This window comes from Flectobacillus rivi (genome assembly GCF_030056655.1).
Lineage (GTDB): Bacteria > Bacteroidota > Bacteroidia > Cytophagales > Spirosomataceae > Flectobacillus > Flectobacillus rivi.
Genome location: NZ_JASHIE010000025.1, coordinates 1 through 19,664 on the forward strand (window position 1 = coordinate 1; position 19,664 = coordinate 19,664).

The 19,664-nt window shown below is 37.8% G+C and carries 17 protein-coding genes; 6 read left to right on the top strand and 11 right to left on the bottom strand.

The genetic code is table 11. The annotated features are described in order from the left end of the window. Positions 1-143 precede the first annotated feature (143 nt). The gene (locus QM481_RS24390; RefSeq protein ID WP_374760928.1) at positions 144-1,589 is read right to left on the bottom strand and encodes a sulfatase family protein; all 1,446 of its coding nucleotides are present in this window, start codon (positions 1,587-1,589) and stop codon (positions 144-146) included. 232 nt (positions 1,590-1,821) lie between these two features. Here QM481_RS24390 and QM481_RS24395 point away from each other — a divergent pair, with 232 nt between their 5' ends. From QM481_RS24395 to QM481_RS24405, 3 genes are all read left to right on the top strand, one after another. Continuing rightward, positions 1,822-2,703, top strand: coding sequence for an NUDIX hydrolase (locus tag QM481_RS24395; protein WP_283383729.1), 882 nt, complete (start codon positions 1,822-1,824; stop codon positions 2,701-2,703). Between the two features lie 223 nt (positions 2,704-2,926). After that, positions 2,927-4,297, top strand: a complete 1,371-nt coding sequence (locus QM481_RS24400; protein ID WP_283383730.1) for a nicotinate phosphoribosyltransferase — start codon at positions 2,927-2,929, stop codon at positions 4,295-4,297. A gap of 15 nt (positions 4,298-4,312) precedes the next feature. Further along, positions 4,313-4,711, top strand: coding sequence for an NUDIX hydrolase (locus tag QM481_RS24405; protein WP_283383731.1), 399 nt, complete (start codon positions 4,313-4,315; stop codon positions 4,709-4,711). 79 nt (positions 4,712-4,790) lie between these two features. On the opposite strand, the gene mgrA is transcribed toward QM481_RS24405, so the two are convergent. The 7 genes from mgrA to QM481_RS24440 form a co-directional block, all read right to left on the bottom strand. Then, the gene (mgrA, locus tag QM481_RS24410) at positions 4,791-5,780 is read right to left on the bottom strand and encodes an L-glyceraldehyde 3-phosphate reductase (protein ID WP_283383732.1); all 990 of its coding nucleotides are present in this window, start codon (positions 5,778-5,780) and stop codon (positions 4,791-4,793) included. A gap of 37 nt (positions 5,781-5,817) precedes the next feature. Continuing rightward, entirely contained in the window at positions 5,818-6,819 is a 1,002-nt protein-coding gene (locus tag QM481_RS24415) for a Gfo/Idh/MocA family protein (protein ID WP_283383733.1), read from the bottom strand. 456 nt (positions 6,820-7,275) lie between these two features. Next, entirely contained in the window at positions 7,276-8,358 is a 1,083-nt protein-coding gene (locus QM481_RS24420) for an aminotransferase class V-fold PLP-dependent enzyme (RefSeq protein WP_283383734.1), read from the bottom strand. Beyond that, positions 8,351-8,986 (bottom strand): DUF4276 family protein, encoded by a 636-nt coding sequence (locus tag QM481_RS24425; protein WP_283383735.1) that lies wholly within the window; start codon positions 8,984-8,986, stop codon positions 8,351-8,353. Before QM481_RS24425 ends, QM481_RS24420 begins: the two co-directional genes overlap by 8 nt. Further along, positions 8,980-10,014, bottom strand: a complete 1,035-nt coding sequence (locus QM481_RS24430) for an AAA family ATPase (protein ID WP_283383736.1) — start codon at positions 10,012-10,014, stop codon at positions 8,980-8,982. Before QM481_RS24430 ends, QM481_RS24425 begins: the two co-directional genes overlap by 7 nt. Positions 10,015-10,082: 68 nt before the next feature. Then, positions 10,083-11,996, bottom strand: coding sequence for a phosphoglycerate dehydrogenase (gene serA, locus QM481_RS24435; protein WP_166550336.1), 1,914 nt, complete (start codon positions 11,994-11,996; stop codon positions 10,083-10,085). A 97-nt stretch (positions 11,997-12,093) separates the two neighbouring features. Continuing rightward, positions 12,094-13,071, bottom strand: a complete 978-nt coding sequence (locus QM481_RS24440) for a YheT family hydrolase (protein ID WP_283383737.1) — start codon at positions 13,069-13,071, stop codon at positions 12,094-12,096. Positions 13,072-13,374: 303 nt separating this feature from the next. Here QM481_RS24440 and QM481_RS24445 point away from each other — a divergent pair, with 303 nt between their 5' ends. Beyond that, positions 13,375-14,307 (top strand): Rpn family recombination-promoting nuclease/putative transposase, encoded by a 933-nt coding sequence (locus QM481_RS24445; RefSeq protein WP_283383738.1) that lies wholly within the window; start codon positions 13,375-13,377, stop codon positions 14,305-14,307. A 74-nt stretch (positions 14,308-14,381) separates the two neighbouring features. Here QM481_RS24445 and QM481_RS24450 read toward each other — a convergent pair whose 3' ends face one another. Together QM481_RS24450 and QM481_RS24455 are read right to left on the bottom strand one after the other, a co-directional pair. Next, positions 14,382-15,734: a M20/M25/M40 family metallo-hydrolase gene (locus QM481_RS24450; protein WP_283383739.1), complete on the bottom strand. Its 1,353-nt coding sequence runs from the start codon at positions 15,732-15,734 to the stop codon at positions 14,382-14,384. Positions 15,735-15,953: 219 nt separating this feature from the next. Continuing rightward, positions 15,954-17,186 (bottom strand): isocitrate dehydrogenase (NADP(+)), encoded by a 1,233-nt coding sequence (locus tag QM481_RS24455; RefSeq protein WP_283383740.1) that lies wholly within the window; start codon positions 17,184-17,186, stop codon positions 15,954-15,956. A 258-nt stretch (positions 17,187-17,444) separates the two neighbouring features. Between QM481_RS24455 and QM481_RS24460 the strand changes: the two genes are divergently transcribed. Together QM481_RS24460 and purU are read left to right on the top strand one after the other, a co-directional pair. After that, a complete protein-coding gene (locus QM481_RS24460) occupies positions 17,445-17,855 on the top strand; it encodes a GNAT family N-acetyltransferase (RefSeq protein ID WP_283383741.1) in 411 nt (136 codons plus the stop codon). 225 nt (positions 17,856-18,080) lie between these two features. After that, positions 18,081-18,926 (top strand): formyltetrahydrofolate deformylase, encoded by an 846-nt coding sequence (purU, locus tag QM481_RS24465; protein ID WP_166579776.1) that lies wholly within the window; start codon positions 18,081-18,083, stop codon positions 18,924-18,926. Between the two features lie 92 nt (positions 18,927-19,018). Here purU and QM481_RS24470 read toward each other — a convergent pair whose 3' ends face one another. Further along, on the bottom strand, positions 19,019-19,474 hold the full coding sequence (locus QM481_RS24470; RefSeq protein WP_166550329.1) for a hypothetical protein: 456 nt from the start codon (positions 19,472-19,474) through the stop codon (positions 19,019-19,021). Between the last annotated feature and the right edge of the window lie 190 nt (positions 19,475-19,664).

Sequence of the window (19,664 nt, forward strand, 5' to 3'; positions counted from 1 at the left end):
CAAGCTTTCGCTATCGTCAAAAACAATACTGTGTTTCAGAATGATTTTCAGGCAAATAAAATTGCGCTCACAAAATAATATTTGCCTGAAAGTTTGATTTTTAATACAGTTCATCACTCCCCACTCACAACTCCGCACTTATTTTACTCTTTTCCTGCTTCTCGGTTATTTTTACCTGTCTTTTGTGTAATATCGTCGCCCAAATCTTCCCGCGCTTCTTCGGCTAATTGAAGTAGCTCTTCTACGATTTTAGGATATGTTTTCTGAACATCATAGCGTTCGCCTGGGTCACGACGTAAGTCGTACAAAGCCATTGGAACGGGTGAATTCTCATTCACTTGCCCAGGATAACCATCGTTGCCTGGCTGAAACCCTTCGTAAGTACGACCATTGTGAGCCAACACTAATTTCCAATTGCCTTTGCGAACAGCTTCCAAAGAGTTTTTGCGATAGTAATAGTAAAACGATTTTCTTGGCTCAGCCGAAAGGTTTCCTTTTAGTAGTTCCGAAATATCTAATCCATCAATTTTGTTACTAGGAAGTTTAGCTTGACAGAATTTTGCAATCGTTGGTAAAAGGTCAATCGTCGAACTCAATTTATTACAAACCAATCCCTCAGGCATAGTTCCTTTCCATCGCATCACGCAAGGCACACGTTGCCCGCCTTCATAGCTTGTCCCTTTTCCTTCACGGTATCCTCCCGACGAACCAGCGTGATTGCCATAATTTAGCCAAGGTCCATTATCACTAGTAACAATCACAAGTGTATTCTGATCCAAGCCATTTGCTTTTAAGGCTTTCAATACCTCACCAATTGACCAGTCTATTTCCATGATTACATCGCCGTATAGCCCTTGTTGGCTTTTTCCTCTAAATCTTGGAGAAGCATTGATAGGCACATGAGGCATAGAATGGGGCAAATACAAGAAGAATGGGTTATTCTTATTTCGTTTGATAAAATCAACGGCTTTTTCTGTATATCTGGAAGTCAACATCCCTTGTTGCTCAAGTGTCGTTATATCCTCAATTCTTTCATTATTTTGAATCAGTGGTAAAGTCGGATAAGCCTTTTTCTTAAAATGACCTTCTGGTGCGGGACTTCCATCATAATCAACTGGCCACATATCGTTGGAATAAGGTAGTCCAAAGTATTCATCAAATCCATGCTGCAATGGTAAGAATTGTTTTTGATGACCCAAATGCCATTTGCCATAGATAGCAGTTTTATATCCTTTTTCTTTCAAAACCTCTGCTAAGGTTGTTTCATTAGCATTGATTCCGATAGTAGAGGTAGGCGCTAAGGCTCCTGAGAAACCAATTCTGTTGGGATAGCAGCCTGTTAGCAGTGCTGCTCTTGAGGCACTACAAACGGCTTGAGCTGCCAAAAAATTAGTAAACCTAATACCTTCTGATGCCATCTTGTCGATGTTTGGTGTTTGGTAATTGGTAGCACCGTTGGCACCAATATCTCCGTAACCGAGGTCATCCATAAATATCAAAACAATATTGGGTGTTTTGGGCTTGGGAGGTACAAATCCGAAGGTCATAAAACCTAATAAACAAAGGTTTAAGAGTTTTTTTCTTATCATAGTTGGAAGGGTTATATAGTTGTGGTTTGGGTAAGTGAATAATAGATACTCTGATCGTTACCAAAACACATTTGCTACAAATTACCAAGATTTCAAGAAAATCATTGTCAGACTCTATAGGTTTATACAAGAGAGATTTTAAAGGTATTGGACAAATGCATAGACAAAGAAACCCTTCTTTTCAAGAAATGGTTGTATTTTTAAAGTACTCAAAGAAAAATAGACCAAGAGTATGACTCAAAATACCTCATCAGTTTTATACGCCGTAGTGGTTGGCACTTTTCAACAGATAGAAATAGGAGCTTTTGAAAAAGCCTTTATCAACCAGTTACAAAATCAATTTCCTGAAGTGATTCTTGTAATAGCTTCAGCGCCTATTCCCTCTAGTAAAAATCATCCTTTGGATATAGAAACCAGAAAGTTGATGTTGGAAAAGGAATTTCCAAACGCTAAGATTGCGTCCTTCAAAAAGCAAATATCTGCACAAGCAACCTCGCAAGCATTGGAAAATGCTATTATTAAGGAGGTTGGTGAAAGTAAAGATTGTCAGTTATTTGTCTTCAAAGAGAGCAATAACCTCACTCAATATGAACTTAGTTATCCTATCGAATGGGTTGATTTGCCCGAATATGCACCACACATTATCAGCGATGCCGACCGTTCGCAAGAAGCCTATCGAGTAGGAGTGTTTCAAACCGTTCGAGCGCAATATCCAAAAGTATTTCCTACTGTCGATGTAGCTATCGTATCTGGTGATAAAGTTTTACTTGGCAGAAAACCCCAACAAGCACTTTTTAGATTTATCGGTGGGTTTATCGACCCCGAGGATGATTGTTTCGAAGATGCAGCCATCCGAGAAGCCGAGGAAGAAACGGGTTTGAAATTAACCAAAGCTCGATACATTGGTACTGCCAAAATAGATGATTGGCGATACAGAGAAGAGGTTGACAAAATTATCACAAGTTTTTTTGTAGCCGAATACGAAGGGGGAACTCCCACAGCGCAAGACGATATCGAGGAGTTAAGATGGTTCGATATTACTTCTCTGACTGAGCAAGACTTTGTTGAAGAGCACCGTGTGATTTTTAGGTTGTGGGAAAAAAAGGGATTTTAAGGATTGGTGATGTCAGATATTTGATTTCGGATTCTTTAGAGCTTGTTGCCCAAAGCCCCTAAGAAATATTTTTCTTGATAAGTTCTTTACTACATCAAGAATTCTATCTTTGTTTTTTAATAAAAACTTAACGTAAGCTAAATTCACCAGACTTAAGAAATGGCTTGATAGCCTTTAGTTTACTGCTATAAATACAGCTTTTCGAAGCTCAAACCGAGTTGATATGCAAAATAATATCCTCCTACTCACCGACAGCTACAAGCTAAGTCATTACAAACAATATCCTTCTGGAACCAGTCATATCTACAGTTATTTCGAGAGTCGCGGAGGAAAGTTCGAGCAAGTTACCTTTTTTGGATTGCAGTATTTGCTCAAGGAATATTTGGCAGGAGAAGTCGTTACGCAAGCTAAAATAGACCAAGCTGCTAAACTTTATGCCGCACATTTTGGCTCAGAAACGCTATTTAACCGTGAAGGCTGGGAATATATTCTCGAAAAATATCAAGGTAGACTTCCAATAAGAATCAAGGCGGTTGCCGAAGGGGCGGTTATTCCGACTCATCATGTGCTAATGACCGTTGAAAATACCGATCCTAAATGCTATTGGTTAAGCAATTTTCTAGAAACTCTATTGGTACAATTGTGGTATCCATGTACAGTTGCTACCACCAGTAAGGCCGTTCGTTCATTGATTTTATCTTATTTAGAAAAAACGGGTGACCCAAGCCTTATTGATTTCAAACTTCATGATTTTGGTTTTAGAGGAGTCTCTAGTGTCGAAAGTGCAGGTATAGGAGGAGCGGCGCATTTGGTAAACTTTATGGGTACGGATACCGTCACTGCTTTGACATTTATCCAAGAGTACTATCAGCCCGACAGTATGTTTGGTTTTAGTATTCCTGCTGCCGAACACAGCACGATTACGAGTTGGAAACAAGAAGGGGAGCTAGATGCCTATCGCAATATGCTTGACCAATATCCAGAAGGGTTAGTCGCTGTTGTGAGCGATAGCTACGACGTGTATTATGCTTGCGAAAAACTGTGGGGAGAAGCTTTGAAGGAAAAGATTTTAGCTAGAAATGGTACTTTAGTAGTTCGTCCAGATAGTGGTGTTCCAAAAGATGTAGTGTTGAAAGTAACAGAAATTTTAGGCGAGAAAATAGGCTATACTATCAACGAAAAAGGATATAAAGTATTAGTGCCTCAAATCAGAGTAATCCAAGGCGATGGAGTCAACTATGAAAGTATTGGCGAAATCCTTGAAAATCTTGCTCTAAATGGTTGGAGTGCCGATAATATTACCTTTGGGATGGGAGGAGCACTTTTGCAAAAAGTACATAGAGATACCCAAAAATTTGCCTTCAAATGTAGTTGCGCTACCGTCGATGGGCAAGACCGTCTGGTATTTAAAGACCCTATTACAGACCACGGTAAAAAGAGTAAAAAAGGGCGTTTGAAACTCATTTTCAAAGACAACGAATATCATACAGTTAACCTCGACGAAGAAGGGGAGGATTTACTCGTAACAGTTTTTGAAAATGGTGAAATCTTGAAAGATTATACTTTTGACGAAGTGAAGGGGAATAGTTTATAAAAATACATCTTGAATATGAAGGTTATAGATAAACTTGCTTGGATAGAGTTACAGAATCAATCTATCCTTTCCACAAAAAGTTATGGGAAGGATAAGTTCTATATCCCAGGTGGAAAAAGAGAGGTCGGAGAAACAGATGAGCAAGCGTTACTTCGAGAAATTGAAGAGGAATTGAGTGTAAAGCTTGAAGCTGAAACGTTGTATTACATTGGTACTTTTGAAGCACAAGCGCATGGACATCCCGAAGGAGTTATGGTAAAAATGACTTGTTATGGAGGAAAATATGTTGGTGACTTGAAAGCGAGTTCAGAAATAGAAGAAATCCAATGGCTCAAATACTCAGACCAAGACAAAATTGCAGAAGTTGACAAGTTGATTTTTGACTATTTAAAACAAAAAGGTTTGTTAGATTAAACTCATTTTCAAAAATATAAAAACACCCTTCCTGATTCGCTCAAAGGCATTAGGAAGGGTGTTTTGCATTAGTGAAAATCTATTTCAAAATCGTTTCGATTTTTTCTAACTCTTCTGCTGAAAAGTTGGTGTTTTTAAGGCATTCCAACGAATCTAATAACTGAGCTGGTCTGCTAGCACCTACTAATACTGACGTTACTCTAGGGTCTTTCAAAATCCATGAGAGAGCCATTTGTGCTAAACTTTGTCTGCGCTCTTGAGCTAAAGCATTTAATTGCTGTATTTGCTCTAGTTTTTCAGGAGTAATCATCGCCGTTTTTAAGAAACCATGAGGCTTGGCAGCTCTTGAATCTTCTGGTACACCTTGAAGATATTTGTTGGTCAATAAACCCTGTGCCAATGGCGAGAAAGGAATACAACCAATACCTTCTTTTTCCAGAGTATCCAATAATCCTCCTTCAACCCAACGTTCAAACATCGAGTATTTGGGCTGGTGAATAACACAAGGCGTACCCAACTGTTTGAGAATAGCGCTTGCTTGAGCCGTTTCTTCAGCTTTATAATTAGAGATTCCCACATACAAAGCTTTGCCTTGACGAACAATCAAATCTAAAGCCGCCATAGTTTCTTCTAATGGCGTATTTGGATCAGGGCGATGGTGATAAAAAATATCTACGTATTCCAATCCCATACGTTTGAGGCTTTGATCAAGACTCGCAACAAGATACTTTTTCGAGCCCCAATCGCCATAAGGACCAGGCCACATCGTATATCCAGCTTTGGTCGAAATGATTAATTCATCACGATAAGGCAAAAAGTCTTTTTTGAGAATTGTTCCAAAATTTTCCTCTGCCGAGCCTGGAGGAGGCCCGTAATTATTGGCAAGGTCTAAATGCGTTACACCTTGGTCAAAAGCTGTATGAAGGATAGCACGATAATTTTCGAAGGTATCTACCCCTCCGAAATTATGCCATAAACCCAACGAAAGCGCTGGAAGTTGTAGTCCACTACGTCCACAACGACGATATGTCATGTCGCTGTAGCGTGTAGGGTTTGCAAGGTAAGTCATTTATGAAAAATAGAGTTTAGTTGTAAATCATTATCTGTTATGCTTCTTGAGGGTATTTTAAGCCCACTTGAGCACGAATTTCATCCATAAGTTCCATTAATTCTAAACTAAACTGTAAAGGAAGTTTATCGTTTTCGATACGTCCCTCAGCCAAACAACGCTGCACATCGATAGCTTCATAACTGTAGCCCCAGCCATTACGTTCAGTTGAAATCTCTTTTGGTTCTTCGCCTTCGATAGTCAGTGTAAAACCAAATGTTTCATGGAAACGACCGTGAATATAGATTTTACCTTTGGTACCATAAATGGTACAAGTTGTATCTGTTTGAGCTGCTAGAGTAGAGAATAATGAGGCAGTTGCACCACTAGGAAACGCTAGAGCAATAGACATGTTCATATCTACACCTGTAGGTGCCATGACTCCTACCGCTTTTACTTGAGAAGGAACTCCCAAAAGTAGTTTGCTAATAAATAGAGGGTAAATTCCAATATCCATCAACGAGCCACCTGTCAACTCAGGATTAAATAAACGACCTTCTGGGTCATAATTTGCCAAGAAGCCAAAGTCTGCAACGATATGCTTGATTTCTCCGATGGTGCCATTTTCAATAATCCCTTTGATTTGATTAATAGCAGGGTGAAAACGGGTCCAGATAGCTTCCATCAAGAATACTTGTTTTTCTTGAGATTTAGCAATCATGCTTTTCACCATTTGGCTATTGATAGCGAATGCTTTTTCGCATAATACTGGAACTCCTGCTTCGAGACACATTAAGGTATTTTCACAATGTTGCGCATGAGGTGTTGCAATGTAAATCACATCTACAAGGCCGCTGTTGGCAAGTTCTTCATAGCTCCCGAAGGTATTAGGACATTGATAAGGCTTGGCAAATTCCTGCGCTTTTTCGAGATTACGAGACGCTACTGCATTGAGTACAGCGTTTGGAACATTCATAAGATCATCAGCAAATTTTTCAGCGATTTTTCCACAGCCAATAATCCCCCAGCGAGTAGGAGAGGTTGAGATTGTATTTTCCACGGGAGTAGGTAATTTGTTAAATTGAGGATGGACAGTTTGAAGAGTGATAATATTACAGAACCACTCGAAATACTTGCTTAAAGATAGGGACAAAGAAGGGAACAGACAAGCTACTTTAGTTAACAGTGATAGAAGAGATTTATCCTATTTAGTGATTTGCAATTGAATGGTTGAGTGATTTTTATCTGTAGAGACGTAATACTTTACGTCTAATGCGATTATATTCTCAAACATATTATCAAAAAAGGCGCTCGAAAAACTGATTTCGAACGCCTTTTTATCCTAAAACTCAGGATGATGCATTAGCGATATTTCGGCTATCTGCTGTTGGATTTCGGAAGTATAGCTTACTTTTTGACTGATATTTTGCAAAAAATTAAAGAATAAACTCCTGTTTCCGAAATCAGAAATCCCAAATTCACAATAGTTTGAATGTCTTAACATTCGTATAAAAAATTATAGCTTTTTCATTACTTCGATTAAGCTTTCAACTTGCTCAATATTAACCGCCGCAAAGTTGGCAATACGAAGTTGTGTAGCTTTAAAATCACCATAACCTGAGCCAATAACCATATTGTCAGAAGTTTTTACCGCATCGATAATCTCAGCAGCTGGTTTTCCAACGGTATTTACCACTACTACTGTTTGCGAACGGTGTTCAGGGTTTTGCACAAAAATATCGAGGTAATCACACTTCGTAGCAAAATCATAAAGCATTTTGGCTTTGCGTTCTGTTTCTTTGCGAATCGTTTCGATACCGATTTTGTTCATGTCTTCGGCTACTTTTCCTAACACATAAATTCCCATTACGTTTGGAGTTTCAGGTGTTTCGAATTTTTCGAAGTTTTTCCACAAAGAAGGTAAAGTATGATAAGTACCAATAATACCATCGTTTTTCTTCAATGATTTGGCTTTATCAAGCATACTCGGGTTGGCAATCCAACAACCTAATCCAGCAGGCATACCAAATGATTTTTGTACAGAGAAAAACGCTGTATCTATCAATTCAAAGTCTAAATCAGGATAGGGAGCCGACGATACCATATCCACAGCTACGAATTTATCTTTATTCCCACGTTTGAGTTTATGAATCTCGGCAGGACGCATCTGTACACCCGAAGACGTTTCGTTGGCAGTGGTACAAATCAATTCTGAATATTGCGGTACTTGGATTTCAGCATAGTCAAAACCTTCACCAAAGGGTTTTTCGTATTTGTGAGCAAATTTGCCTAACTCGCTTGAAAAGTCGTAAAATTTCTTTGAAAAAGAGCCATTTACCAAGTGGAAGCTTTCAAACTCTACGGTGTTTTGGATGATTCTCTCCCAAATTTCTGTAGCAGAGCCAGTAAAGAAAATGCCCGATGATTCAGGGATATTCATCAGCGTACGAAGTTGCTCTACCGTATGCTGATAAATCTTACGAAACTGAGCAGAACGGTGCGAAATAGACCCTAATTGAAGGTCAAACGCATCGCGGTAGTGTTGTTCAACAGTTGGAAAAAGTTCGGCTGGACCTGGGGTAAAGTACGTTTTACGCATGAATTAATAGTTCTTTAATCTTGTTCAGTAAATAATGGAAATCTTCAAATTGGTACTCGAGTATTTCAGGGTCGAGTTGCTGAATCATCAAGTGCGAGTTTTTTAACTTACCGTATTTCAACTTTTTTATCTTACCTGCTTTTTCATACTCAAAATAGGATTGTAGTAGTGAGTTGAGAACTTCACTAGGATTGGAAATATCTTCTGGTGAAGCATCCTTCAATGCTTGGAATTCGGCTAGAGAGTCTTCCAATATTTTAGTATATTCTTCAAATGTTTTTTCAATCGCATCTGGCTGTGAAAGTATCCAACTTTCCATGGCTTGTATCATAAAAAATACAAAATCCTGATGTTTGTCTAATTGATACTCTTTAAGTCGTACCGTTCTTTGTGATTGATCTCCATCCAAATCCAATAGGGCTAATTGACTTGAATGCAGAGGTATTTTGATAATCGAGGTGTAGGAGCCTTTCGTATCGATTTTTATTTGAATACGGTCATCTTGAACACCTTTCGAAAGTAGCGTCTGAAAACTCTCACGAAGTTTTTCACTATTATCAAATGTATCAGCGCTGGCATTACTATGTGGATGAACACCGCCTTCAACTAAAATGCTGACATCTACCATCGCGTTCCTCCAATTTGACCTCTAAGCCACATTTGTCCTGCCAAAAACTCGCCTTCCCAATTAGGGAAATCTTCTTCTGACACTTTATTTACGATAGTCTCATTACTTTCATTTTTCTCAAAAATCATTAAATCCTCTAAGTCAAAAGCATTTAATAGTAAGGGAGAATGTGTCGCAATAATCATCTGTGTGCCATTTTGTGCAGCGTATTTGATACCTCTTGCAACACCATTAATCATATCTGGATGTAAGCCCATTTCTGGTTCATCAAGACAAACTATACTTCCTCTTTTCGGATTATAGAAAATTGAAAGCAAAAGCAAGTATCTTAATGTACCATCCGAAATATGTTCAATAGTAATAGCTCTATCTAAGTTTTTTTCTTTAAGTGAAAGTAAGCTTTTACCAGCAATAGGAGTTGTAAAAACAAGTTCTCGGAAATTTGGATTAATCTTTTTAAACTCTTCTACCAGTTTATCAAAAGCTTTAACTGAATTTCCATTCAAATAACTCAATAACCCTGTCAGATTCTTACCATCACTTAAAAGGTTGACTTCTGAATAGTAAGGCGACAATTGACGGATGGGACTTTCAAAAGCTGTATCGAAATTATCGTATATTTCGATACCTTTGAGTAATTGATCAGCAACCTCCAAATTAGTAGCTCCTATTAAAGTATCGTAAGAGTTTCCGATTTTTCTTATTGTAAATTCAATATGGTAATCATCCTTATTAAAAGTATCGTCTAAATTCCTTACAACATTTTTATCAAACTCATAGCGTAGGTAAATTGTAGAAGCATCAGGATTTATAAAATTACAAGCACCTGAAAATCCACCCCATTTTTGCATAAATAACTTTTCAAAATCACCCGCATTTAAAAAAGCTTTCAACAAACGTATCGCCTTGATGAAATTTGATTTTCCTGTTCCGTTAATTCCTACCAGAACATTGGTATCAGCATTCAATTCGATGGTTTGTTCATTGCCAAAGCTGAAGAAATTTTGAATCGTTATTTTTTTTATCATGCTTTTAGATGGGGATAAAAAACTTGTGCCACGAAATACGTGGCACAAAGATATAAGAATACAAGATTTTAATACAACATTCTAAATTTGATGGTATTATCTAAGCCTTTTAGCTCTTCTACAATCTCGTCTGCGTATTCTTTTGCTACGTCAGTAATTACATAACCGATGTTGTTGGTTGTTTTGAGATACTGACCTTTGATGTTGACATTGTATTTGGCAAAAATTCCGTTGATTTTGGCCAAAATACCCGGTACGTTTTGGTGTACGTGCAACAAACGGTGTGCATCTTCCAAAGCTGGCAATTGTAATTCTGGGAAGTTTACAGAGCCGTAAGTGCTACCGTTGTTCATGAACTGTAACAATTTGCTTGGTACAAATTCACCGATATTTGCTTGAGCTTCTTCTGTAGAGCCACCAATATGCGGAGTCAAAATTACTCTTGGCAAACTACGCAATTCGTTCATAAACTCCTCGTCGTTAGTTTTTGGTTCATACGGGAATACGTCAACTGCCGCTCCCCAAACTTTACCCGACTTCAAGGCGTTTACTAATGCTGGAATATCTACTACGTGACCTCTTGAAAGGTTGATGAAGATTACATTGTCTTTCATCATGGCAAATTCTTTTTCTCCAATAATGTTTGAGTTAGTCTTACGACCATCAACGTGCATAGAGATAAAGTCAGAAATGCTTAATAGTTCTTCAAGAGTCTTACACTTTTTGGCATTACCTAAGGCCAATTTATCAACAGCATCGTAGAAGTAAACTTCCATACCCATGGCCTCAGCAATAACCGAAAGTTGTGTACCAATGCTACCATAACCTACCAAACCGAGCTTCTTACCACGAATTTCGTAAGAGTTAGTTGCAGATTTGTCCCAAACACCTTGGTGCATTTTATTTGATTTCGTGAAAATATCACGAGTCAACATAATCATTTCACCAATTGCCAATTCTACTACTGAACGAGTGTTTGAATAAGGTGCATTAAATACTGCAATACCACGTCTTTCACATTCAGCTAAATCGATTTGGTTTGTACCAATACAGAATGCTCCAACGGCCATCAAACGACTAGCATTTGGATGCTCAAGCACACGTTTGGTAAGATTAGTTTTAGAACGTAAACCTAAAATCGAAACACCTTTGATACGCTCGATTAATTCTTCTTCGTCCAAAGCACCTTTCAATAGCTCTACCTGAAACCCTTCATTTTTGAAAGCTGCAACAGCTTTTGGGTGAACGTTTTCTAATAATAAAACTTTGATTTTTGATTTTGGATAAGATTGAGAACGGCTCAAGCCATTGATATATAGGAATTCGTCTAATGAAGCTACAACCTCATCAGCTTTTTCTACTACTTTTTGACGCTCCACGTTTTCGATGAAAGCGAAGAACTTATTCGCCAAACCAGACTCACGAAGTTCATAGTCTGTATACCCATCGCCGATCGCATACACATCGCCTTCCAATTGCAAGGCTTGAAGTAATTTTACTTTACCTTTATCTTGAGAAAGCAAGTTGCTTTCGTCGTATCCAATGATATTTCCTTCTGCGTCGTAAGTAAATGTATTTGCAAAAACATTTTCTTCTTTTACGCCCATTGACACGGCTACAGGAACAATAAAATCTTTGAAACCACTCGACACAATGTAGATATTTTCACGATACATCGAGATAAACTCTCTGTTACGAGCAAATGAATCTGAGATTTTACCCATCAAAAACTCAATCAAAGTATTTACATGGTCGCGGTGTGCTGGCAATAAGGCAACTCTCGCCTTCAAGGAATCAGCAAACCCAATTTCACCCAACATACCTTTGTCAGTAATCGCTTTGATTTCACCGACAATTTTTTCGCTGTCTTTGTTGCCTGCCAATGCAATGGCCGCTAATTCGTCAAGACCTTCTACCTGCGTGAAAGTGCTGTCAAAGTCAATGACAAAATTTACTTGATGTTCTGCTGTTTTAGTCAACATGTTCTTACTGTATATCGCAAGTCAGGGTCAAAGCCTTTTCCTACGGATTTGAAACTCTAGTTATTTATGTATTGGTTAACCTATTTGGTACTCGTTGCTAGTGTTTGGACAAAAAGCCTAATGCTTGATATTCCGACCAGAGGGTTTCCTCATAGCCTTTTTGCATAAACCCACAATGTCCGCCTTTTTCGGGAGCTTGGAAAAATACTTTTTCTAAGCGATTTACCTTATCGAAAGGGAAACATTCTTTCGATAAAAAAGGGTCATTTTGGGCATTAATTATTAACGTGGGTATTTGGATTTTTTCAATAAAATATAGTGAACTATTTTTCTGATAATAGTCCTCTGCATCTTTGAATCCGTGAAGTTGTGAAGTGTAATAATTGTCAAAATCACGCAGGGTGCGTATTTTCGACAAATTTGTAGTGTTGATGTTTTCAGGAAAGTAAACTGCCTTTTCTTGGATTTTTTTGGTAAGTGTTTTATTAAAACGGCGGGTATATACCCAGTCTTGCCAACTTTCCATTTTGGAGCTACTTCCAGAAAGGTGCAAAGGTACGGAAAATGTTACAGCCTTTTTGATTTCAGGACGAAGATTTTCGCCATTTTCACCCAAATACTTTAGGGTAAGATTTCCTCCTAAGCTAAAGCCCATGAGGTATATTTCCTTATATTTTTGCGCTGCGTACTTGATTACCAAGTCCAAATCATCGGTAGCACCACTATGATAAAAACGTACTTGCTTATTGATTTCTCCTGAGCAACTTCTAAAATTCCATGCCAAACAATCAAACTGGTGTCGGTTAAACAACCTGACCATGCCCGTGATATATTGTCTGGTAGAATCACCTTCGAGCCCATGTGATAAAATCAAAAGTGGGCGCTGTGAATGAGTTTCATGAGGATTAACTTTTGACCAATCCAAGTCCAAAAAATCATGGTCAGGAGTTGATAAACGCACACGCTGATAACTTATCCCATCTACTTTACGAAACAAGGAAGGATAAATGGTTTGGAAATGACCATTTGGCAGCCATAAAGGAGGCTGGTAATCAGAGTGTTTTACAACTGGCATTTTGTTTCAGAATTAACACTTGAATTTAGGAGTATTCTTTGAATAGTTGAATGTTTTTGCGGAATTTCATAATTTTTTATTGAAAAAGTATTATTTGATTCTTCGAAAGAAGTTATAGTAAAAGAAGGCCAAGTAAAAAGAATGGGATCTTACAAAAGATCTATTGCTAAAAAAGGAAATGCGATGCGCTCCAAAAAATAAGTCTAAATTGCTCAAGCAATTGGAAATCAAACTTGTATGCTAACAAATGTTTAGTCCTAAAAATTGTCTAACTTTGGATTTTAGAACTACTCCTTTACAAACATGAAAGCAAAATATCTTAATCCATTTACGGACTTCGGGTTCAAGAAAATCTTTGGTGAAGAAGCCAGTAAGCCACAACTTATTGACTTCCTAAACTCCCTTTTGCCCGAAAGAGATCAAATCGTAGAACTCACCTTCAAAAACAATGAACAATTAGGCTTTACGCCTTATGACAGAAAAGCCATTTATGACATCTATTGTGAAAATCAAAATGGTGAAAAGTTTATCGTAGAGTTACAAAAAGCCAAACAGAATTATTTCAGAGAAAGGACTATTTATTACTCGACTTTTCCGATTCGGGAGCAAGCCGAAAAAGGTATCTGGAATTACAATCTCAAAGCGGTGTACTGTATCGGCGTACTTGATTTTACCTTCGATGATTACGAATCTGAACCTGAAAAATCAGAGGTAGTGCATACCATCAATCTCAAAAATCAGCATGGAAAGGTCTTTTATGATAAGTTGACTTACATCTATCTTGAAATGCCTAATTTTAAAAAAGAAGAACATGAGTTAGCCACCAGATTAGATAAGTGGTTGTATTTTATCAAAAACCTAGAAGACTTTCAGAACATTCCAGAGTTGTTCAAAGACGAAGTGTTTACCCATGCTTTTCAGATAGCCGAACTAGCCAAAATGGATAGAGAAGATTGGGAAAGGTACGAATACAGTCTCAAAGTATTTAGGGATAACAAAGCCACATACGACTATGCCGTGGAAACTGCCCACGAAGAAGGACTCCTTAAAGGTATGCAAGAGGGCTTGAAAGAGGGAATGGTGAAAGGTATTCAAGAAGGACTCGAGAAAGGTATTCAAGAAGGATTGAAAGAGGGGCAACGAAATATTGCTCGCCAAGCTAAAATGATGGGACTTGATATTGCCAGTATACAAAAATTAACAGGACTTTCAGAGGAAGAAATCATGAATTTATAGTTTAAATAAAAGAGCCAAGAATATCAGCATTAACACTGATTTCTTGGCTCTTTTATCAACAAACCTACAGAATCTTACATTCCCACTTTCGGTAATATAGGTAAGCTCTCATTGCCATCTTCGCCTACTGCTTGTACGGCAAAGAAATAATGGTCTTTTGAGTAAGGAATATTAATACCATTTTTAGTGGTAAAAATTTTCTTTTGCCAGAAAGGCTGATAGGTCTCACGTACTAATACATAATATCCTTTTACCTTACCTGATTTTGGTGTTTGCCAAAATAACGTAGTACTGTTGGTCAATGATTTGGTATCAATTGTTACATTCTGAGGTGTGGCTGGAGCTTTTGCTAAGTTAGCCAACGTTGCTAAATTCATGGCAGTATTTTTTCTCAAATACTCAAAATCCATAAACTCTGGTAAATCTCCATATTGAGTACCTTTTTCAGTACGTAAATCTTGGTGCTGATGGTCAAAGTTTTCGTTCATCTCAGTGACACGAACTGCGGCAAAACCACGATTGACAAATGGGGTATGGTCGCCACCACGTAAAAAACGGTCGTTGCGATACACCATTACTACTTCCAAATTATCTACATATCTTTCTCCAATTTCCTTAGCATAACGGGCTAACTGACGGGCTTTCCCATCGTTTTCTTGCCCCATATTGCGAATGCTAGTCGCTTTTTTGTCAAGTTCAAAAGCAGGAAGCCCTTCACTAAAAATACGAACACGAGTGTTGTCTATGATTCTAGTTTCATTACTGTTATTAGAACCTACAATATCATTATTCATGATAGCCTCGATATTCCATTTTTCGTTGACTGCTTTTTGGGCTAAATAATCAGCCCCAAGAAGTCCTTGTTCTTCACCACTAACTACCAGGAAAATAACGGTTGCAGGAAATTGTGCTTTAGCCATCACACGAGCTAGTTCAATCACTGTAGCTGTACCCGAACCGTCGTCGTTGGCTCCTGGGGCGGTAGCCTCGCGATTCATGACATTGGTTACACGGCTATCAATATGCCCCGAAACGATAAAAATACGGTCGTCATTCGGGTCTGTTCCTCTCAAAATCCCCATGACATTGCCCATATCTTGGTCTTTATCGACACGTTTGCCATCTGGTTTGAGTACCCACGAATCAATCATAGCTGTCATGCGACCACCTGATTGTTTGACATACTCTTGGAATCTGCTTAATACCCAACGTCTTGCAGCCCCAATCCCACGTTTCTCTTCAGTAGTGGTACTCATGGTATGACGAGTGTCAAAACTTACCAATTTTTTGATATGTGATTGCAAACTATCAGCATTTACTTCAGCAACGAGTTGTTCGATGGCTGGGTCACGCTGAACGATTTTTTGAGCGTTAGCTTCTGTAAAAAGTGCAAATGATAAAATTAGCGGGAGGTAGTGTTTTTTCATGAATGATGAAGCATTTTAATGAATGAAAATTCCAAGATAGCATTTTTCTCTAAAAAATCTGTCTGTTAGAGATATATGGCGTTGGTATAGAGATAACGATTGATAACTTGTAGATGTTTGAAAAAGAGTGCTAGTAAACTTGAAGATGAATATGCATAAAATAAAAAGCCAGCCTAATCATACGAATAGGCTGGCCTCTCAAAACTATTTTAGCAAAAATTATTTCGCCAAAGCAGCTTTCAAATTCTCGTCAATTGCTGCCAAGAATTCTTCAGTATATAAGTAGTGTTCTCCATGAGAAACTTTGTTTCCGTGGATACACACTGCTAAGTCTTTAGTCATTTTACCTGACTCAACTGTTTCAATACATACTTTTTCCAAAGTTTGGCTAAAGTTGATCAACGCTTCGTTACCGTCCAATTTACCACGGAATTCCAAACCACGAGTCCAAGCAAAGATAGATGCAATTGGGTTAGTAGAAGTAGGTTTTCCAGCTTGGTGGTCACGGTAGTGACGAGTTACAGTTCCGTGAGCAGCTTCAGCTTCCATTACAGTACCATCTGGCGTAACCAATACTGAAGTCATCAAACCTAATGAACCGAAACCTTGTGCTACTGTATCTGACTGAACGTCACCATCGTAGTTTTTACAAGCCCATACGAAGTTACCATTCCATTTCAAGGCAGAAGCTACCATGTCATCGATCAAACGGTGTTCGTAAACGATTCCAGCTGCTACAAATTTCTCTTTGTAGTCTGCTTGGTAGATTTCTTCAAAAATATCTTTGAAACGACCATCGTATTTTTTCAAGATGGTATTTTTTGTAGATAAATATAAAGGCCATCCTTTGCTCAATGCCATGTTGAAACATGAGTGAGCAAAACCACGAATAGACTCGTCAGTGTTGTACATTGTTAGTGCTACACCGTCGTTTTTGAAGTTGAATACTTCAAAAGTTTGTGGTTCAGAACCGTCTTCTGGCGTGAAAGTAACTGTTAATTTACCTTTACCTTTTGTCAAAAAGTCAGTTGCTCTATATTGGTCACCAAAAGCGTGACGACCAATCATAATTGGAGCAGTCCAGTTTGGAACTAATCTAGGAACATTTGAACAAACGATAGGCTCACGGAATACAGTACCATCCAAGATGTTACGGATTGTACCGTTTGGTGATTTCCACATTTGTTTCAAGTTGAATTCTTTTACACGAGCTTCATCTGGTGTGATAGTAGCACATTTGATACCTACACCGTATTTCTTGATAGCCTCAGCAGCATCAACTGTAACTTGGTCATTGGTTTCGTCACGGTACTCCATGCCCAAATCATAATATTTGATATCCAAATCCAAGTAAGGAATGATTAACTTATCCTTGATGAATTTCCAGATAATTCTAGTCATTTCGTCGCCATCAAGCTCAACGACAGGATTTTCAACTTTAATTTTTCCCATTTTTGTATGAAAACGTTATGCGTTATTAATGATGCGTGAATAGTTTGCGCATTTCGACTGCAAATGTACGGAATGTTATGATACGTAGGGAACATTATTGGGTGAGAATCAATAGTTTTTTCAGAAAAGCATTGCTAAAAAATATATAGTTAGCATTTTTTTCTTTAGGTTTGAGCTTTCTCAAATACCTTAAAATGCTAAAAGACAAGATAAATACAGAGGCTCATATTTAGCATATTTCAATTTTAAATACCAACTATGACATATATTATCAATCAAATATCAGCCGCTCAAACGTGGCCAATTCGTCATGAAGTTATGTGGCCAGAGTATCCTTTAGACTTTGTTAAAATCAAAAATGATGAGGAGGGACTTCATTTTGGCTTGTGGTTAGATGCTGAATTAGTATCTGTGATTTCTTTATTTATTGAAGGGCAAGAAGCACAATTTCGAAAGTTTGCTACACTCGAACATTTACAGGGGAAAGGCTTGGGGACAGCACTGTTAAGTCATTTGATTGATTTTTCGAAAAAACATAAAGTACAATTACTTTGGTGTCATGCACGCACTTCAGCATTACCATTTTATCAAAAATTTGGACTAGATGCCACTGGGGATACTTTCGTAAAAGAAGGAATCGAATATGTAAAAATGGAAATACAACTGTAGATGAGTACAAATTTGAGGATTTGAAAATTTGACGATGAGCTGAGGTTTTATTTTACAGAATCTAAACTTCTAGCGATAATTCAAATCTTTACACTCTATAGTTTTTGTATTTTAATTCTGTAATAATTAGCGATTTAGTAAAACGAATAAGTAATTTTGCAGGCTGTTAAATGCTATGTTGTGAAAGCGTCATAGCTTACTGTTAGCCATTATAATAATTTTGAAATGACGGATTATATTTTACGAATTGATTGCCCCGACGAAAAAGGGCTTGTGCATAAAATCACAGGAGTACTATTTTTTAATAACCTCAATGTAGAAAGAACCGACGAATTTGTCGAAAGAGATACCAATCAGTTTTTCATGCGTGTAGCTTTTTCTGGAAATTGCGACCCTGAAAAAATTGAGGACGGATTAAGAGGTATTTTGCCCAATGGCGCCAATATCGACCTTTCTAAAAAAGAGATTAAAGATGTCGTAATTTTAGTAACCAAAGAGCACCACTGTATCAGTGATTTATTGATTAGAAATGAGTTCAAAGATTTGCCAATCAATATTTTAGCAGTAATCGGCAATCATGAAGTATTACGTTCCTTAACTGAGCGTTTTGGCATACCTTTTCACTATATTCCTGCCAAGGGAACCGATGAGGCATCGAGGTTGGAGCACGAAAACCAAATCCACGAATTGTTAGCTACTTACAGTTTTGATTATTTGGTATTGGCAAAATTCATGCGTGTACTAACGCCATCTTTTACCGAGCGTTATACAGGAAAAGTCATCAATATTCACCACTCATTTTTACCTGCTTTTATTGGTGCTAATCCATATCGTCAGGCGTATGAGCGTGGTGTAAAGATTATCGGAGCAACCGCCCACTTTGTAACAGATGATTTGGACGAAGGTCCGATTATTTTCCAAGATGTGATTTCGGTAAATCACACTAAAACGGCTACCGAAATGGCTGCTGCTGGACGGGATGTAGAGAAAATCGTTCTTGCCAAAGCACTTAAGCTAGTACTCGAAGATCGAGTGTTTATTGCTGGTAATAGAACAATTATTTTTGAGTAAAATCAAAAAGTAAACAGCGTTATCGTAACAAAGGCACAAAGTGTATCATAATCACTTTGTGCCTTTGTTACGATAACGCTTTGTCCCTTTATTTAATCTACCGTCTGAATCTGTCTATTGATGGTTAATACCTCTTTTCCTCCAACCTTTTCACAGACTAAATCTCCACTGGTGAGCAGAAAATGTTTAATAAAAAATTGATTTTCAGTTTTTACAACAAAAGTATATTCACCGTCTTCTAAGCCAGCCAAATGAAGGTTGAGCATCACATGGGAATCTTTTAAGTTAGCATCCTTTTGTTCGATGAAATCCGCAGAGTTGCGAGGGCGTAAGTAAGTCATAATTGACTCAGCCTGTGTATGGTTTATCAAAATTTTATAAATCAATGGATTTTTTTCGTCTTGATGAATATCTACAAAAAGACCCGCTTTACCTGCTTTTTTTACTTCTTTATGGCGAGCTTCGTCGATGCTAATAAATTGAGCTTTTGATAAAAAGCTTGAACAGATTAGGCAAATTACGTAAAGGATGATTTGAGGTGCTTTCATATTAGTATTGTATGTGTTTGGTGAAACAAAATTGTTTTGTTGGTGCTTTAAATAGTTGTAATACAATAAATTGAGTGCACAAAATTATTTTAGGGAGATAGGTATATCAATGACAATAAAAGGTGGACAAAAACAATAATTATCAAGAATGATAGCAAGCCAAACTCATTGTTTGTCTGCAAGCCTCTGT

Coding starts and splice junctions, on each gene's coding strand:
- QM481_RS24400 (WP_283383730.1), top strand. CDS start 2,927: ATGCAAAATAATATCCTCCTACTCACCGACAGCTACAAGCTAAGTCAT.
- serA (WP_166550336.1), bottom strand. CDS start 11,996: ATGTTGACTAAAACAGCAGAACATCAAGTAAATTTTGTCATTGACTTT.
- QM481_RS24395 (WP_283383729.1), top strand. CDS start 1,822: ATGACTCAAAATACCTCATCAGTTTTATACGCCGTAGTGGTTGGCACT.
- QM481_RS24460 (WP_283383741.1), top strand. CDS start 17,445: ATGACATATATTATCAATCAAATATCAGCCGCTCAAACGTGGCCAATT.
- QM481_RS24440 (WP_283383737.1), bottom strand. CDS start 13,071: ATGCCAGTTGTAAAACACTCTGATTACCAGCCTCCTTTATGGCTGCCA.
- QM481_RS24425 (WP_283383735.1), bottom strand. CDS start 8,986: ATGGTAGATGTCAGCATTTTAGTTGAAGGCGGTGTTCATCCACATAGT.
- QM481_RS24405 (WP_283383731.1), top strand. CDS start 4,313: ATGAAGGTTATAGATAAACTTGCTTGGATAGAGTTACAGAATCAATCT.
- QM481_RS24390 (WP_374760928.1), bottom strand. CDS start 1,589: ATGATAAGAAAAAAACTCTTAAACCTTTGTTTATTAGGTTTTATGACC.
- QM481_RS24470 (WP_166550329.1), bottom strand. CDS start 19,474: ATGAAAGCACCTCAAATCATCCTTTACGTAATTTGCCTAATCTGTTCA.
- QM481_RS24455 (WP_283383740.1), bottom strand. CDS start 17,186: ATGGGAAAAATTAAAGTTGAAAATCCTGTCGTTGAGCTTGATGGCGAC.
- QM481_RS24450 (WP_283383739.1), bottom strand. CDS start 15,734: ATGAAAAAACACTACCTCCCGCTAATTTTATCATTTGCACTTTTTACA.
- QM481_RS24445 (WP_283383738.1), top strand. CDS start 13,375: ATGAAAGCAAAATATCTTAATCCATTTACGGACTTCGGGTTCAAGAAA.
- QM481_RS24430 (WP_283383736.1), bottom strand. CDS start 10,014: ATGATAAAAAAAATAACGATTCAAAATTTCTTCAGCTTTGGCAATGAA.
- mgrA (WP_283383732.1), bottom strand. CDS start 5,780: ATGACTTACCTTGCAAACCCTACACGCTACAGCGACATGACATATCGT.
- purU (WP_166579776.1), top strand. CDS start 18,081: ATGACGGATTATATTTTACGAATTGATTGCCCCGACGAAAAAGGGCTT.
- QM481_RS24420 (WP_283383734.1), bottom strand. CDS start 8,358: ATGCGTAAAACGTACTTTACCCCAGGTCCAGCCGAACTTTTTCCAACT.